This is a genomic window from Bradyrhizobium sp. Ce-3, from assembly GCF_022835695.1.
GTDB lineage: Bacteria > Pseudomonadota > Alphaproteobacteria > Rhizobiales > Xanthobacteraceae > Bradyrhizobium.
Genome location: NZ_BQUV01000009.1, coordinates 376929 through 393288, shown reverse-complemented (window position 1 = coordinate 393288; position 16360 = coordinate 376929). Strand labels below are relative to the sequence as shown.

Annotated in this window: 14 protein-coding genes; 6 read left to right on the top strand and 8 right to left on the bottom strand. The window is 65.9% G+C overall.

Going from position 1 to position 16360, the window contains the following annotated elements:
* Nucleotides 1-94: 94 nt before the first annotated feature.
* The 7 genes from BRSPCE3_RS29345 to BRSPCE3_RS29315 all read right to left on the bottom strand — a co-directional run bounded on the left by BRSPCE3_RS29345 (nt 95) and on the right by BRSPCE3_RS29315 (nt 8769).
* Nucleotides 95-841, bottom strand: a complete 747-nt coding sequence (locus BRSPCE3_RS29345; RefSeq protein ID WP_244069817.1) for an ABC transporter ATP-binding protein — start codon at nt 839-841, stop codon at nt 95-97.
* Complete coding sequence (locus BRSPCE3_RS29340; RefSeq protein WP_244069816.1) at nt 822-2621, bottom strand: ATP-binding cassette domain-containing protein; 1800 nt, start codon at nt 2619-2621, stop codon at nt 822-824. Before BRSPCE3_RS29340 ends, BRSPCE3_RS29345 begins: the two co-directional genes overlap by 20 nt.
* Nucleotides 2621-3490, bottom strand: a complete 870-nt coding sequence (locus tag BRSPCE3_RS29335; protein WP_244069815.1) for a branched-chain amino acid ABC transporter permease — start codon at nt 3488-3490, stop codon at nt 2621-2623. The genes BRSPCE3_RS29340 and BRSPCE3_RS29335 overlap by 1 nt, the downstream gene beginning before the upstream one ends.
* Before the next feature lie 18 nt (nt 3491-3508).
* Nucleotides 3509-4705 (bottom strand): ABC transporter substrate-binding protein, encoded by a 1197-nt coding sequence (locus BRSPCE3_RS29330; RefSeq protein ID WP_244069814.1) that lies wholly within the window; start codon nt 4703-4705, stop codon nt 3509-3511.
* 172 nt (nt 4706-4877) lie between these two features.
* A complete protein-coding gene (locus BRSPCE3_RS29325; protein ID WP_244069813.1) occupies nt 4878-5861 on the bottom strand; it encodes an NAD(P)-dependent oxidoreductase in 984 nt (327 codons plus the stop codon).
* A gap of 12 nt (nt 5862-5873) precedes the next feature.
* Nucleotides 5874-7730: a TRAP transporter large permease subunit gene (locus BRSPCE3_RS29320; protein WP_244069812.1), complete on the bottom strand. Its 1857-nt coding sequence runs from the start codon at nt 7728-7730 to the stop codon at nt 5874-5876.
* 7 nt (nt 7731-7737) lie between these two features.
* Nucleotides 7738-8769 carry a TRAP transporter substrate-binding protein gene (locus tag BRSPCE3_RS29315; RefSeq protein WP_244069811.1) on the bottom strand — a complete coding sequence of 344 codons (1032 nt, stop codon included), beginning with the start codon at nt 8767-8769 and terminating at the stop codon, nt 7738-7740.
* Between the two features lie 168 nt (nt 8770-8937).
* On the opposite strand from BRSPCE3_RS29315, the gene BRSPCE3_RS29310 reads away from it, so the two are divergent.
* Nucleotides 8938-9684 carry a FadR/GntR family transcriptional regulator gene (locus BRSPCE3_RS29310; RefSeq protein ID WP_244069810.1) on the top strand — a complete coding sequence of 249 codons (747 nt, stop codon included), beginning with the start codon at nt 8938-8940 and terminating at the stop codon, nt 9682-9684.
* A 164-nt stretch (nt 9685-9848) separates the two neighbouring features.
* Here the strand turns inward: BRSPCE3_RS29310 and BRSPCE3_RS29305 are convergent, their stop codons facing one another.
* On the bottom strand, nt 9849-11894 hold the full coding sequence (locus BRSPCE3_RS29305) for an adenylate/guanylate cyclase domain-containing protein (RefSeq protein WP_244069809.1): 2046 nt from the start codon (nt 11892-11894) through the stop codon (nt 9849-9851).
* Between the two features lie 190 nt (nt 11895-12084).
* On the opposite strand from BRSPCE3_RS29305, the gene BRSPCE3_RS29300 reads away from it, so the two are divergent.
* From BRSPCE3_RS29300 to BRSPCE3_RS29280, 5 genes are all read left to right on the top strand, one after another.
* Complete coding sequence (locus BRSPCE3_RS29300) at nt 12085-12816, top strand: cytochrome c biogenesis CcdA family protein (RefSeq protein WP_244069808.1); 732 nt, start codon at nt 12085-12087, stop codon at nt 12814-12816.
* Between the two features lie 129 nt (nt 12817-12945).
* Nucleotides 12946-13410 carry a DoxX family protein gene (locus BRSPCE3_RS29295; RefSeq protein ID WP_244069807.1) on the top strand — a complete coding sequence of 155 codons (465 nt, stop codon included), beginning with the start codon at nt 12946-12948 and terminating at the stop codon, nt 13408-13410.
* 97 nt (nt 13411-13507) lie between these two features.
* The gene (locus BRSPCE3_RS29290) at nt 13508-15298 is read left to right on the top strand and encodes a thioredoxin domain-containing protein (protein WP_244069806.1); all 1791 of its coding nucleotides are present in this window, start codon (nt 13508-13510) and stop codon (nt 15296-15298) included.
* A 321-nt stretch (nt 15299-15619) separates the two neighbouring features.
* Nucleotides 15620-15883 carry a hypothetical protein gene (locus BRSPCE3_RS29285; RefSeq protein ID WP_244069805.1) on the top strand — a complete coding sequence of 88 codons (264 nt, stop codon included), beginning with the start codon at nt 15620-15622 and terminating at the stop codon, nt 15881-15883.
* Nucleotides 15884-16083: 200 nt separating this feature from the next.
* Nucleotides 16084-16341, top strand: coding sequence for a hypothetical protein (locus BRSPCE3_RS29280; protein ID WP_021077200.1), 258 nt, complete (start codon nt 16084-16086; stop codon nt 16339-16341).
* The last annotated feature ends 19 nt before the right edge of the window (nt 16342-16360 follow it).

Genomic DNA, 16360 nt, shown 5'->3' with positions numbered 1-16360 from the left:
TGACGCACGTGCAGATTGCGCCATCACGGCAGCCTCGGCTGCACCCGATCACAAGTTGCCGGCAATCGGCCGCTGAGTACACAAGTTGCATCCGCTAAGTCTGCAGCGCGTGGCTTTCATGGCCGAAATAGGCGCGCTCGAGCCGGTGCGCGAGGTCGCTTTCGCCGGTCACAGCCTCCAGCGCGATCGCGCCCTGCACCAGCGCGTAGACGCGATCGGCGCAGGCCAGCGCCTTCTCGAGCAACTGCTCGACCAGCAGCACCGAAGTTCCCTGCTCGCGCAGCCGGCCGATGACGTTGAGGACGCGATCGACCAGCACCGGCGACAGTCCTGCGGACGGCTCATCGAGCATCAAGAGCCGCGGCCGACGGACCAGGCCCTGCGCCACCGTCAGCATCTGCTGCTGCCCGCCCGACAGCGCACCGCCGCGCTCATGCCGCTTCTCGGCGATCTCGGGAAAGAATGACAGCGCCTCCTCGATACGCACGGCACGCTCGGCGCGCGGCAGGTCGTAACCGGCGAGCAGCAGATTGTCGGTGACCGAGATCTGCGTGAACACGCGATGTCCCTCGATCACATGCACGAGCCCGGCGCGGGCGGCATCGCGCGGCGTGGCGTTGGTCATGTCGCGGCCGCCGAACCGGACCTGCCCGGCATTGACCGGCAACAGTCCCGACATCGCGCGCAGCAGCGTGGTCTTGCCGGCCCCGTTGGGGCCGAGCAGCGCGACGACCTCGCCGGCCGCGATCGTCATGTCGATGCCGTGCAGCACGCGGATCTTGCCGTAGCCGGATTGCAGCGCGCTCACGCTGAGCAGAGGTTCAGCCGCCGAGGTAAGCACTCACGACCTCCTTGTGGATCCGGATCTCCGCCGGCGTTCCCGCCGCCAGGATGCGGCCGAGATTGAGCACGGTGACCTGGTGGCAGATGTCGAAGATCAAATCGGCATGGTGCTCGACCAGCAGCACACCGGTGCCGCGGGCGCAGACCGCCTTGATCAGGCTGGCAAGCCGCTCGATCTCGTCGTTGGAGAGGCCCGCCGCGGGCTCGTCGAGCAGCAGGAAATCCGGGTCGAGCATCAAGGCGCGCGCGATCTCGATGAAGCGCAGCTCGCTGTGCTGCAGCCGATCAGCGCGCACATCGGCGAGCGCCTCGAGGCCGACGACGCCGAGCAGCGCGCGGGCCTTGGCGGCGAGCATGCGCTCGTCAGCGCCGTTGCGCGGCAGCGCCAGCATCGCCTCGACGAAATTCGCCCTGCCCTCGATCGAGCCACCGATCATGACGTTCTCGAGCACCGAGGCTTCGCCGATCACGCGCGGCGTCTGGAAGGTGCGTGCGATGCCGCCGGCGGCACGCCTGACCGGCTGCCCCGCAGGCAACCTCGCATCGCCGAGCGTCATGGTGCCGGCCTTGGCGGCGTAATAGCCGGAGATCACGTTCAACGTCGTGGTCTTGCCGCTGCCGTTCGGGCCGATCAGGCCGTGGATCTGGCCGGGCGCGACATCGAGGTCGAGGCCGTCGATCGCCTTCACATTGCCGAAGCTCAGCGCGATGCCGCGCAGTTGCAGCGCCTTGCCACCGTCGCGGCGGCGCACGATGTCGGCGAGCGCGGCCGGGCGCGGCACGATGGCGCGGTTGCTGGCGAGCGGGCGGCGATTGCGGAAATCGAGCAGCGCGGCGATGCCGCCCGGCATCACCAGCACGATCAGCAGCAGCAGCACTGCGTAGAGGAAGGTCGACCATGCCGCGAGCGGCGCCGCGATCTCCGGCAGGATGGTCAGGATGATGGTGCCGAGCATCGGCCCGAGGATCGAGCCGCGGCCGCCGATCAGGATCGCGATGAAAAACAATACCGAGAGATCGAAGGTGAACGCATCGGGCGTGATGTAGGTCTGCAGCGTCGCGAACAGTCCACCGGCGACAGCCGCCAGCGCACCGGCGAACAGGAAGATCGCGATCAGCATGTTCGGCTTCGAGATGCCGCTCGCCTCGGCGGCGACCTCGGCATCGCGCACCGCGATCAGGGCACGGCCGAAGCGGCTGCGCGCGATGTTGGCGCTCATCCAGGTCGTGAACGCGGCGAAGCCGATGCAGAGCCCGTAGAAGCCCCACGGCGTGTTGAACGGCGCCGGGAATTCGGGGCCGGTGATGCCGATGCCGCCCCCGGTCACGCTCTGCCAGGCCAACGCGATCTGCGTCACGATGGTCGCAAACCCCAAGGTCGACATCGCGAAGTAGAAGGTGCGCAGGCGCAAGGCCGGCAGGCCGACGATGACGCCGAAGATCGCGCCGATCAGGCCTGCGATCGGCAAGGCGGCGAACACCGGAATCGCCGGCATCACATTGCCGGCGACCAGCACGCTGGTCGCGTAGGCGCCGAGCGTCAGCAGCGCGACATAGCCGATCGCGAGGTGGCCGGCAAAACCGACCACGAGGTTGAGCCCCGACACCAGCACCCAGTAGATCGCGGCGCGCGTGCCGATCAGCACCCAATAGTCGTTGCTGACGAACGGCAGCAGCACCGCCGCCGCCAGAATGCCGACGAACGGCAGGAGGTGCGGCAATGCGGTGCGCCATGCGCCGCTGTCGGTTCGGGGCGGAGCGGCTGCGACCGAGGTCATCACACCCTCCGCGCGGTCGAGCTGCCGAACAGCCCCTGGGGAGCTGCGAGCAGCACCACGATGAACAGCGTGAACACCGCGACCGAAGAGAAGATGCCGCCGACCAGGAAGTTCGCGGCCTGCTGGAACAGGCCGAGCGCAAGACCGCCGATGATCGCACCCCTGTTGTTGCCGAGCCCGCCGAGCGCCACCGGCACGAAGCCGTAGAAATTCAGCAGCGCGCCGTTGGCGAAGAAGGCCAGCAGCAATTGCCCGCCGGAGAATCCGGCGATGCCGCCGACCACGCCGGCGAGCGCGTAGCTTGCGACGCGCAGATTGCGCTCGGGCAGGCCGAGGGCGCGCGCCGCGAAATTGTCCTCCGCGATCGCCAGGAACGCGCGGCCGACCAGGGTGCGGCGGTAGAGATATTCGAGACCGATGATGGTGACGGCGCAGGCAACGACCGGCAGCCAGAACTTTTCATCCAGCACGCCCTCGCCGAAGCCTGCGATGCGCGGGAACGGCTGCGGCTCGGTACCCCATTTGATCGCGGTGACCTGCTGGATCATCAGCGCGACCGCCAAGGTCGAAAGCACGTAGAGATGCTGGTCGAGGCTCTTGAGCACCGGCCGCACCGCGACGAATTCGGTGATGATCCCGATCACCGCGCAGCATGCGAGCGTCAGCACGAAGCCGACCACGATCGGCAGGCCGAGCTTCAGCGTGAACATCGAGCCGAACACGCCGCCCAGCATCGCAAGCTGGCCGGCGGTGAAGCTCATCACCCGCGAGGTCGAGAACATCGTGTTGTAGGTGACGCCGACCAGCGCGTAGATCGCGCCCGCCGCGAGACCGGATGCAAGGATCGAGGTGAGCATCGAGGCCAGCATCGGCTGTGCCCTTGCCGCTTACGTATACCCCGGCGCCAGCGCGAAGGTGCCGTTCCTGGCGGTGGAGGATTCCGACATCACGATCTCTTCGGTCAGATAGCCGTTATGCTCGGTCGGCGAGAAGCGGTAATTGCCGAAATAGCCGGGATAGGTCGACAGCGAATTCCAGTATTTGATGATGCCCGCGCTGTCGGTCGAGCCGCTCTCCGCGACGGCCTTGGCGATCAGCTCGATGCAGTCAATGCCGCCCGCGACCCACCACAGCAGCGTATCGTTCAGCGCGATATTGGCCTTGGTCAGCCGCGCGACCAGATCCTCGCTCTTCGGCGGCAGCTTGCCGGCGCTGTCATAGCTGCAGCTCTTGTAGCCGATCGCATAGACCTTCTTCCAATTCTCCGGTTTTGCGACCAGGCTCGCAAGCTCGCCCGACGCCATCGAGGGGTGACCGACGAAGGGAACGTCCCAGTTCATCGCGGCGCGGGTGTTGAACATCCGCGCCTCCATGCCGGTCGAGACGCTCCACACCACGATCGCCTCGGCGCCGGCGTTCTTGGCGCGCAGCATGTCCGGCGTCATGTCGGGTTGCGTGGCGTCAACGTTGGCCTGATAGGCCACTTCGGCGCCGTCCTTCTTGAACGCAGCGACCGAGGCGCCGACCGCGGTGACGCCATAGCCCGTGGTGTCGCCGATCACGGCGACCTTCTTCACCTTGAGGATCTTGAGGCAATAATTGCGCACGGCGTCGTCCCATTGATTGTTCGACGGCGCGATGCGGAATGCGTTGGGGAACTTGACCGGATCGATCAGGGTCTCGACCACGCAAGGATGCAGGTCAGGCATCTTGGCGCGCGCCATGATCGGCGTCGTCGCCAGCGCCTCACCCGAATTCAGCGGGCCCCAGATCGCGTGAACCTTGGCCTGGCTGATCAATTCCTGCGTCGCGTTCACCGCCTTGGTCGGGTCGCCCTGGGTGTCGCGCATCACGAGCTCGATCTTGCGGCCTTTTACCCCGCCGGCGCCGTTGATGGCATCGACCGCGAAGTTGACGCCGCGATTGAAGCCGACGGTCGGCGCCGAGCTCGGGCCGGTGATCGCCGCGAGACAACCGATCTTGATCGGTTCCGATTGTGCGATCGCAGGAGCGGGGAAGGAGAACGATGCTGCGCCGAGTGCGCCGGCGCTGCCCAATAAAACGTCACGGCGTGAAATGGCCATGTGATGCACTCCCTGTTTCCCTCTCGGCGCCCGTCGTTGATTGCGGGACGTCCGTTGATTGATTGTCCGCGCGCTCTCAGGTGTTCTTGGCCGCGGTTTTACAAGCTCAAGTTTGAGCTGGATGTGCAGGTCTTGTCCAGCCCTTCCGACAACATTGCGATCAGCCGAACTTTCATGGCCGCGGTCGCCGCGTCCAGTGCTCGGGATTAACCGCGCCAAGGGGGATCTCTCCGGCGATGATCTTTGCAACCTGGCGCACGGTCTCCGACGATTGATGCTCGATGGCTTGCGGCGTCAGGCCGCCGACATGCGGCGTTGCAATCACATTGCCGAGCTCTGCGAGTTCCGGCGTCGGCATCTGGTCCGGCGCGCGGCCGACATCCAACGCAGCGCCGGCGATGCGGCCATCGCGCAGCGCAACCGCCAGCGCCGCCTCGTCGACGAGGTTGCCGCGTGACAGGTTGATGAAGAACGCGTGCGGCTGCATTCGCGCCAACGCGGCCTGGCCGATCAGGTTCTCGGTCTCCGCCTTGGCGATCGCCAGGCAGACGATGTAGTCGGCGCGCGCCAGCAGATCGTCGAGCGACAGCTGCGCGATGGCCGCATCTTCAATAGTCACGAAGGGATCAGCGACCAGCACGGTCATGCCGAGCGCCTTGGCGATCCCGGCCAGATAGCGCCCGATGCTGCCATAGCCGATGATGCCGATCGTGCTGCCCGCCAGCTGGCGGCCCATCACCGCCTCGGGCGCCCTGCCCGCGTGGTAGTCCGCGGTCGCCCGCGAGACGCCGCGCGACAAATCGACCATGAAGCCGAGCGCGAGCTCGGCGACCGACTGGACGAAGCCGGCGCTCGCCTGCGTCACCAGCACGCCGGCGGCGGTCGCCGCAGCCACGTCGATATTGCGGATATCGACCGCGCAGCGCACGAAGGCGCGCAGTTTCGGCAGACGCGGAAAGATTTCGCCGGACCCTTGCGTCATGCGGTCGGCGACGATGATGTCGACATCCGCCGCAGCCGCGACCAGCGCCGCCGCATCGAGCGCTTCGTCACCCTCGTGCAGCCGGACGTCGGCGACCGCGCGCAGGCCGTTCAGGCTGCGCTCGCCGTAATAGTCGCGGCGCATCTGCGGAGTATGGGCGAGCAGCACCTTCACGCGTCTGTTCCCCTAATAACCGAGCGCATGCGGCAAGGCCGTGCTGATGGCGGGCACGAAGGCGATCACCAGCAGACACAGCAACAGCAGGCCGAGATAGCCTGCTATCGGCTTGATGGTCTGCTCGATCGGCACATTGCCGATCAGGCAGGCGCCGTAGAGGCCAAGACCAAGTGGCGGCGCAAACAGCCCGAGCCCCATCGCGATCACAAGCACGACGCCGAAATGCAGGGGATCGATGCCGAGCTTGACGGCCACCGGCAGCAGCAGCGGGCCGAAGATGATCAGCGCCGCGGCGCCTTCCAGCACCGAGCCCATCACCACCAGCACCAGGATCGACAGCAGCATGAACAGCCAGACGCCATGGCTGCCCGAGATCGCCAGCATGAGTTCGCCGACCGCATGCGGCACCTGCTGCAAGGTCAGGATGAAGGCGAGCGACTGCGCCGCGGCGACGATGAACAGCACCAGCCCCGAGCGAACGGCCGATTGCACGAAGCAATGTGCGAGGCTCCTCGCGCCGAGTTCGCGGAACAGCAGGCTGCCGACGGCAATCGCGTACACCGCGGCGAAGGCCGAGATCTCGGTCGCGGTGGCGAAGCCGCTCTTGAAGCCGAAGAAGATCATGAAGATCAGCCCGAACGAGGCGATCGCGCCGGTCCACAAGCCCGATACCGCGGCGCGCGGCTCGGCTTCCACGTTCGCGGCGGGACGCCTGCCGAAGATGATCGACACCGCGATCAGCGCCAGCGCCATCAGTGCGGCCGGCAGCATGCCGGCGACGAACAGCCCGCCGATCGAGAGATTGGCGACGAAGCCGAGGATGATCAGGTTGATGCAGGGCGGAATGGTCTCCGCCATCACGGCGGAAGCGGCAAGCAGCGCCACTGCCCCGCCCGGGTTCTGCCGCGAGCGGCGCGCCGCCGGGATCAGCACCGAACCGACGGCGGCAACGTCGGCCATCTTCGAGCCTGAGATGCCCGAGAACAACACCATCGACATCACCATCACGACGTTGAGCCCGCCGCGCATCCGCCCGACCGCGCGCTGCAGCAGCTCGATCAAGCGGACCGACATGCCGTTGGCTTCCATCAGATAGCCGACCAGGATGAAGAACGGGATCGCCAGCAGCACGAAATTGTCGATGCCGCGCGCCATCTGCTGGGCGAAGATCACGCCGGGCAGCGTGCCCTCGACCCAGATGAAGATCAGCGCCGCCAGCGCCAGCGCGAAGCCGATCGGCAGTCCGCCGAACAGCGTGAGGAAGAAGCCGATCAGCATGAACGTCTGCGAGGACGGCACGTACGATGGTGCGAGCGCATCCCAGGCGAGATAAAGGCCGACGATGACGGCGGTCGCTACGATCCCTGCCACCATGTCGCGCAGCGGCCGGCCACAGAACGTCTCGAACGCAAACACCGTCATGAAGGCCGCGCCGACTCCCATCGGATAGAACGTCCACTCCAGCGGCAGGCCGGAACCGGAGGTCTGGCCGGTGGTGAGCCAGCCCATCTTGACGGCGTTGAACGCGACGTAAGCGGCGATGATGGTGACGAGCAGCGCGCCGACCGCGTCGACGATGCGACGCACGCCCGGCGGCAGCATGTCGACGAAGAAGGCGACGCCGAGATTCTCGCTGCGCGCCAGCGCGCTCGCCGCACCGAAGAAACTGGAGCCGACCATCAGGCCGCGGGCGACGTCGTCGGACCACTCGACCGGCGCATTGAACAGGAAGCGGGCCAGCACCGAGACGCAGACCACCACGAGATCGGCGGCGAGCAGGATCGCGGCGATCGCATCACTGAGCGCGAGCAGCGGCGCCGTGATCCGATCAGTGCTGCTTCTCGTCGCGACTGCGGCGACTGACATGCCGACCTCAGGCCTGGGTGGCGCGGATCAGATCGACCACGGCCTTCGCCTCCGGCCGCGCCTTGATGAAATTATCGGTCTGCGGCAGCACGCGCTTGCGGAACGCCTCCTTGTCGCATTCGACCACCGTGACGCCCTTCTCCGCCAGCGACGCCAGCGCCTCCTTCTCGACCGCGAGGCCGTGGGTGCGAGTCTCGGCCGCAGCCTTGTTCGCGGCGTCGAGGAAGCCTTCGCGCAGCTTGGGCGCCATGCGGTTGAAGGTGGTGTCGCTGAAATAGACCGCGAGCGGCGAGAAGATGTGCTGGGTCAGCGCGTAGTTCTTCGACGTCTCGTAGAACTTGCTGGCCAGGATGGTCGGCGGATCGTGCTCGAGGCCGTCGAGCACGCCGGCCTGCAGAGCCGTATAGATCTCGCCGAACGCCAGCGGCGTCGCCGCCGCGCCCATCAGCCGCAGGCATTCGGTGATGATCGGGTTGGGCAGCGTGCGAATCTTCAACCCGGCGAGATCTTCCGGCGTCTTCACCGGCTTCTTCGACAACACGCTGCGTGCGCCGAAATTATAGGCCCAGGCGATGATGCGGATATTGCCGCCCTTGAGCAGCGCATCCTCGATCGGCTTCGCCGCGCCGGCATCGAACGCCTTGGTCTGCTGCTGGTAGCTGGTGAAGAGATAACCGAGGTCGAAGGTGCCGACCAGCGGCACCAGATTCGCCGAGATCGACGAGCCCGAGACCATCAGGTCGATCACCCCGAGTTTCACCGAGTTGATGACGTCGATCTCCTGGCCGAGCTGGTTGTCGGGAAAGAAGGTGACCTCGACCTGCTCGCCGAGCCCGTTCGCCTTCAGGCTCTTGACCAGATTGTCGTAGTAGACGCGGCCGTTGGCGTATTTGGGATCGTTGGGGAGAGACGACGAGCAGCGCATCTTCATGGTCGCGGCCTCGGCGCGGCCGATGATGGCGGGCGCGGCGGCAAGCCATGCGGCAGCGGTGACCGACGACTGCAGCACGATGCGGCGGCTCACGCGGTTCGACGTCATGATGGTGCTCCTCCCCAGGAACGGATCGCTTTTGTCTTCTGTTGGCCGCTCTTGGCCGCCTGCCCTCTTGGCGTGAGCTTGGCAGCGCTTTTGTCATAATGTATGACAAAATGGAAACGGTTGTGCAAGAGCGCGGCGGCGCGGGCACCAACCGCAGCGAGGCTTCCGATGTTCCAGACATCCAACGCGTTGCGCCGGAGTGTGCACAGCCAGGTCACCGATCGGGTCGGCGGCAGCATCGTGCGCGGCGAGATCGGCGTCGGCGAGACGCTGCCCCCGGAAATGCAGATCTGCGAGATGATGGATGTCAGCCGCACCGTGGTGCGCGAGGCGATCCGCACCCTGACCGGCAAGGGCCTGATCGAGTCGCGGCCGAAGAGCGGCACGCGGGTGCGGCCGCCCGAGCAGTGGAATCAGCTCGATCCCGACGTGCTGCGCTGGCATCTCGAGACCGCGGAGATCGATCGCTATCTGGCCAAGCTGTTCCAGCTGCGCTCCGCGGTCGAACCCGCTGCGGCCGCGTTGGCGGCAATCCATGCCCTCGAGGACGACATCGCCCGCATCCGCGCCGGCTGCGACGGCATGGATGCGGCCAGGACCAACGAGGACTTCATCACCGCCGACATCAAATTCCACCAGGCGATCTATTTTGCGACCCGCAACGAGTTCTTTTGGCCGATCGCCCAGATGTTCGAGATCACGCTGCGCCAGAGCTTTACGATCGCCGCCCCCGGCTCGCACCGTCCGCGGGCGCTGATCGAGCACCGCGCGGTGCTGGATGCGATCGTGGCCGGCGATGCCGAGGCCGCGCGCGCCGCCACGGTGGTGCTATTGGCGCATTCCGCCGACGATCTGGTGCGGATTCGCGGCCGCGAGTTCGAGACGCCGGCGGGCAGAAGCACGCGCAAGCGGTGATGAGCCCGCACCTCTCTCCCCATCGTCGTCCCGGCCCCCGTGCGCAATTGCGCACTAGGCCGGGACGACGGTGACGATGCCCCTCGATTCAAGCTGTCAAACAGCCAAGCTCGCGGTGTTGCCGCAACCTCACGGCGGCTTGCACGCGCCGCTGCGCAAACCCGCTATTTCGACCGCGCCACCGTGGTGCCGTCCCAATCCTCATCGCTGGGGTTCGCGAGTTGATGCCGGCATCGCGCGATCATCTGCGTCGAGGCCGCATCTGTGCCGCGGAGTTGCACGGACCGCTCGAAGGCCGCGATCGCGGCGGTGAAATCGCCGGCGCGCCAGGCCGACAATCCGGCCTCGTAAAACGCGATCCAGTCGCGCGCGATCTCGCCCTCGTCGGCCATTGCGATCAACTCGTAGATCTCGAGCCCGCCGGCGCGACCATAGACGGCCAGCCGGTCGAGTTCGCGGACGACGATGCGGTCACCGGCCAGACGCCGCGTCTCCGGACCGATGATGATGGTCGATCCATAGACCTTGTTGGTGCCTTCGAGACGGCTCCCAATGTTCACGGCGTCGCCGATCACGGTGTAGTTGAGCCGCACCTCGGAGCCGATATTGCCGACCAGCATCTCACCGGAATTGATGCCGATGCGGATCCTGACCGCCTCTCCCTTGTCGTCGGCGAGGCCGGCCTCTTCGACCGCGCGCTGGCAGGCGAGCGCCGCCCGGCAGCAATCCGCGGCATGGTCCGGATTGGCCGCTGGCGCGCCCCAGAACGCCATGACCGCGTCGCCGATGAACTTGTCGATGGTGCCGTTCTCGTGCTGGATCGCTGCGGAGACGACGTCGAAATAGTGCGACAGCAAAGGGATGATGCGGTCGCCGAGCCGTTCCGACATACCGGTAAAGCCGGCAAGGTCGATGAACATCACGCTCATCGGCCGCACGGCGCCGCCGAGCCGCGCGCCATTGCCGTCGCTGACCAGCCGCCGCACCAGGTCGGCGGGAATGTATTTGCGGAACGCGGCGAGCCCCTGCGCCATGTCGCCGATCGCACCCGACAGGTTCTCGATCTCGGCAAGGCGCGACGGATGCCGCTCGACCTTGTCGAGGTCGAAGCGCTCGACATGCCTGATCTCGCCGACCACCTTGATCAGGGGCCCCGCGATCAGGCGCTGCGCCAGCCAGGCCGACAACAGTCCGGCGGCCGCGATCAGCGCCGCGAGCCCGATCAAGAGGTTACGGATCGTCATTCGCACCGGGCCGAGGAATTCGGATTCCGGCACCACCGTCACCAGCGACCAACCCGGGAACGAGATCGGCGTCAGCACCGCCTGATAGGCCTGCCCGTCCCGCGTCACCTGGGAGCGGAACGCCTCGCCCTCGCCGGGATCGTAGGCCTTGCCGGCCTGCCTGATCGCGGCGACCGCAACCGACAGCAGCGGGTGGTCGGTCTTCAGCGCATTCAGTTCGTCGGCGTCCTGATCCGGAGACGCAATCACGCCGCCGTCGCGGTCGAGCAGGAAGGCGCCCGCGGACTTGCCGACCGTGAGCTGCGACAGAAAGTTCGACACCCGGGTCAGTTCGATGATGATGGCGAGCACGCCGGTGCGCTCGCCGTCGACGTCGATCGGCACCGCCAGCATCGCGGCCAACCGCTCGCCGCGGGGCAGCGTCGTCAGCGTCGACCATTGCTGGTCGCGGGCTGCGATCGCATCGCGAAACCAGCGCTGCTCCGTCACCAGGTATTTGGCATCCTCGACGGTGCTGCCCTTCGGCTTGATGTCGATGCCGGCATAGTCGTATTGGTCGGCCCGCAGCTTGCGATCGGGCGAGATGGTCAGCATCTCGACACTGGCGTCGCCAAGCTTGTGGGCACCAAAAAACCCGCCGTCCGGCCAGCCGAATGCGACCCACGAAATGGTCGGTTGCGATTGCAGCTGCGACAGGAACACGAACTGCCGCTTGCGCGCGTCGCGGGCGTCCAGCACCTTCTCGGTCAACAGCGTCCGCACCGCCGTCATCGACGAGCGCGCTTCGGTCGTGATCGACTGCAGCTCGTCGCCGACCGCGGAGACGATCTGGTCGTTGATGGTGTCGGCCAGCGTCTGGCTCACCCGTTGTGCGGTGCGCCACCACAAGAGATGCACGCCGACGGCGCTGACCACGATCGAGGTCAGGACGAGGGCGGAGATGGCACTGCGGATGCCGATGCGCATCGATGAGGTCCGGATCAGCGGTTGCTTTACCGCAATACGGAACATATCGGCGATTGTTTCGCCAGTGCGGGACGCAACGCAGCTTCCGGACACGGGCCTGTGACCATAGTTGAATGCATCTGCGACGAAACTTCTGGATTGTTGGCTGCGTACACGCCAAGACAAGCCAGCTACTCCAGAAGGTTCCTTGATGCACGACGTCACGATCCCGGCCGCCTTGATCGCCGGTCTAGTCAGCTTCCTGTCGCCCTGCGTGCTGCCGCTGGTGCCGCCCTATCTGATCTATTTGACCGGCGCGACCATCGAGCAGGTCAATCAGGACGGCGCCACCGCGGCCTCCAAGCGCGCGGTGATGACGGCGGCGCTGATGTTCGTGCTCGGCTTCTCGACCGTGTTCGTCGCGCTCGGCGCCAGCGCGTCCATCGTCGGCGGGCTGGTGCGCGCCTGGTCGGCCGAGCTCTCGATCCTGGCCGGCATCGTCATCATTATCATGGGCCTGCACTTCCTCGGCATCACCCGGATCGGCCTGTTGATGCGCGAGGGCCGGCTGACCGCGCCCAAGCCGATCGGACTGTGGGGCGCCTATGTCATGGGGCTGGCGTTCGCCTTCGGCTGGACGCCGTGCATCGGGCCGATCCTCGCGGCGATCCTCTCGATTGCGGCCGCTGAGGCCACGGTGACCAAAGGCGCCGGGTTGCTCGCGGTGTATTCCGCCGGGCTCGGCATCCCGTTCCTGCTCGCCGCCTTCATGGTCAAGCAGTTCTCCTCGCTGTTCGCGCGGATGAAGCGCCATCTCGACACCGTCGAGCGGGTGATGGGCGTGCTGATGGTGATCACCGGCATCGGCTTCCTGACCGGCGCGGTGTCCGGTGTCAGCGTCTGGCTGCTGGAAACCTTCCCGGCGCTGCAAAATATCGGCTGATGGCGTAACAAGCCCGCCATATCAGGCGAAACTCCCACCATGACGCGGCCGTAGCTTTTGGCTCGTGCCCTCTGCGTTCGCACCGAACGCCGGCACAGGCTGCGTGGCGGAATATTGGGAGGGTTTCGCATGAATTCCATCGTCAACCTGCTGATTCTGCTGCCGGCACGGATCGCCTCGCATTTTTCCTGGGCCGGGCCGCTGATCATGCGGATCATCGTCGGCTACACCTTCATGCTGGCCGGCTGGGGCAAGCTCACCAACCTCGCCCAGGTCACGGAGAACTTCGTCGGCTGGGGCATTCCCTTCCCGACCATCCTCACCCCCTTCGTGTCCGGCGTCGAATGCTTCGGCGGCGCGATGCTGATCGTCGGCCTGTTCACCCGCATCCCCGCCGCGATGCTCGCGGTGGTGATGATCGTCGCCATCAAGTCGGCGAAATGGGGCGACGTTGACTCGCTGGAGACACTGCTCGGGTTTGAGGAAGCGACCTACTTCGCCGCCTTCATGTGGCTTGCGATCGCAGGTCCCGGTGCCGCCTCGCTGGACCGCCTGCTGGTCAACGCGACCGAGGACCAGAAGGCGCCGACCTGAGGGTAACCCGCGAGGCTGGCTCACAATCCCGTGAGCTTGCGAGCCCCGATCCGGACGGCCGCGTAGCTCAAACGACCCTCGCCCTCGGGAGCACGCCATGAGACTTGTCCGCACCATCGCAATGCTCGTGGCATTGAGCGCATCGCCCTCAGGCGCGGCGGACGGCCCGGCATGGAGCGACTGGAGCCACGATCTGTTCGCGCGTGCCGCGACCGAGCAGCGCTTCGTCATCCTCGATCTCGAGGCGGTGTGGTGCCACTGGTGCCACGTGATGGAGAAGACGACCTACGCCGACCCGAAGGTGCAGGAGCTGCTTGCGGCGAAGTATCTCCCGGTCCGCGTCGACCAGGATGCCAATCCCGATCTCTCGAGCCGCTACGGCGACTGGGGCTGGCCCGCGACCATCGTGTTCGCGCCTGACGGCAGCGAGATCGCCAAGATCAGGGGCTATATCGAGCCGGAGCGGATGCAGGCGCTCCTCAAGGCGATCATCGACGATCCCTCTCCGGGCCCGTCGGTGGGCGAAGCCTTCGAGATCAAGCCCGCCGCATCCGCCTTCCTCGGCAAGGCGCAACGCGCCGGGCTGATCAGAACGTTCGATGAATCCTACGACGACAAGCTCGGCGGCTGGGGCGAGAACCAGAAATATATCGACGCCGACAGCCTCGACCTTGCGATCAGCCGCGCCGAAGCCGGCGACTCGACGGCGACACGGCGCGCAAGGCAGACGCTCGATGCCGCGATCGCGCTGATCGATCCGGTGTGGGGCGGCGTGTTCCAGTATTCGGAAGGCGGCACCTGGAGCCATCCGCATTTCGAGAAGATCATCTCGTTCCAGGCACAATATCTGCGGCAATACAGCCAGGCCTATGCGCAATGGAAGGACCCGAAATATCTCGCCGCCGCGCGCGACGTCGAACGTTATCTGACCGGCTTTCTGCTCGGTCCGGACGGCGCCTTCTATGTCAGCCAGGATGCCGATCTCAATCACGACGTCGACGGCCACACATACTACGCGCTGGCCGATGCCGAGCGCCGCGCGCTCGGCCTGCCCCGCATCGACAAGAACCTTTATGCCCGCGAGAACGGTTGGGCGATCTCAGGCCTCGTGGCCTATTACGACGTCAGTAACGATCCGAAGGTCCTCGACATCGCCGAACGCTCGGCGAAATGGGTGCTCGCCGATCGCGCGCTTCCGGACGGCGGCTTCCGCCACGGCGACAAGGATCGCGGCGGCCCCTTCCTCGGCGACACCGTCGCGATGGGACAGGCCCTGCTCGATCTCTACGCCGCAACCGGCAATCGCGACTGGCTGACGGCGGCAAGCAAGGCGGGCGACGCCATTGCCAGCTTCCGTGACGAGGCCGGCGGCTTCTTCACCTCCAAGACGTCGGAAGGCACAGCCGGCGTGTTCGCCAAACCGGCCAAGCTGATCGACGACCAGATCCAGGTCGCGCGCTTCATGAACATGCTCAACCGCTACTATGGCGACGAACGCACCCGCGCGCTGGCCTCGCATGCCATGCGTTACCTCAGCGCGGCGTCGGCGGACATGCCGCGCCCGCTGCCCGGCGTGCTGCTCGCCGACGACGAACTCGCGCTCGAACCGACGCATCTGACGATCGTCGGACACAAGGATGACGGTCGCGCGCAGGCCCTGCATGCCATCGCCCGCGCCCTGCCCGCCCGCTACAAGCGGCTGGAATGGCTCGATCTCCGCGAGGGCAAGCTGCCCAACCCGGACGTCGACTATCCCGATCTCGGCGAACCCGCGGCGTTCGCCTGCAGCAACCGCATCTGCTCATTCCCGGCGTTCAGCGCCGAGGAGTTGCAGGCGAACGTGGCGCAAATGGCGAAGCTGAAGCCGGCACGCGCCGCGCAAAACTGATTAAAATGCCGACAGTGCAATGCAGCAAATCGTTCGTCCTGGCGCAATGAAATACTCTTTGACCGGCGGTGTTTGACATGGACCGGGCGTCAGACCCGGACCAAACAAAATTTTCTTTTGAAACGCTGTAACCAAATCGCCCGATACCCCGTAGCTGATCCTGGACGAGCACTCAAATCGCGGGAAGCACCGCGCCGCGGACGCCCCTGCGATCTGATTGTTCTCCGATTGTCCATCCGTTGTGTGGTCCGGGATCGAACGATCGTCGGATGCTGACGGCGCCACGTTTATTGCTTTCAAACAATCACCGAGGAGATCGTCATGAAGTTGAGTTCGAAGTCCGGCGCAACGCTCGCCGTCGCTGCGGCCACCATGTTCCTCGCCGGCTCCGTGGTTTCGACCACCTCGACGCCCGCGAATGCCGCCATGGGCAAGTGCATGGCCGGCAATGCCTGCAAGGGCCAGAGCGCCTGCAAGGGCGGCGCCAATTCCTGCAAGGGCCTGAACGCCTGCAAGGGCACCGGCTTCTCGCTGAGCTCCGAAAAGCAGTGCAGCGCGATGGGCGGCAAGTTCGTCAAGGGCTGATCGCATCCACCCAAGAAAGGCCCGGCGACCGCGCCGGGCCTTTCACGCCGGGCCTTTTCACTCCAAGGCGCGGATAAAATGATCCCGGCACGGGTAACCAAAGCGGACCATATCCGTAGCTATCCCTGGGCGCAGCTTCCGGCCAACTCACACGGTTTGCGGGCGGCGCACCTTTAACCATCTTGCACAAGGAGACGCTCATGAAGCTTACCACCAAGTCCGGTGCGACACTCGCCGCCGCAGCGGCCACGCTTTTCCTGGCCGGAGCCGTGGTGTCGACGCAGTCCTACGCTGCGAGCGAAGGCAAATGCGTTGGCGCCAATGCATGCAAGGGCCAGAGCGCCTGCAAGGGCGGCAATCATGCCTGCAAGGGCCAGAATGCCTGCAAGGGCCAGGGCTTTGCGGAGATGACGAAGGCCGACTGCACCGCGGCGAAGGGCAAGTTCAAGGCCGGGTGAACGTATCGGACCAAGCGGG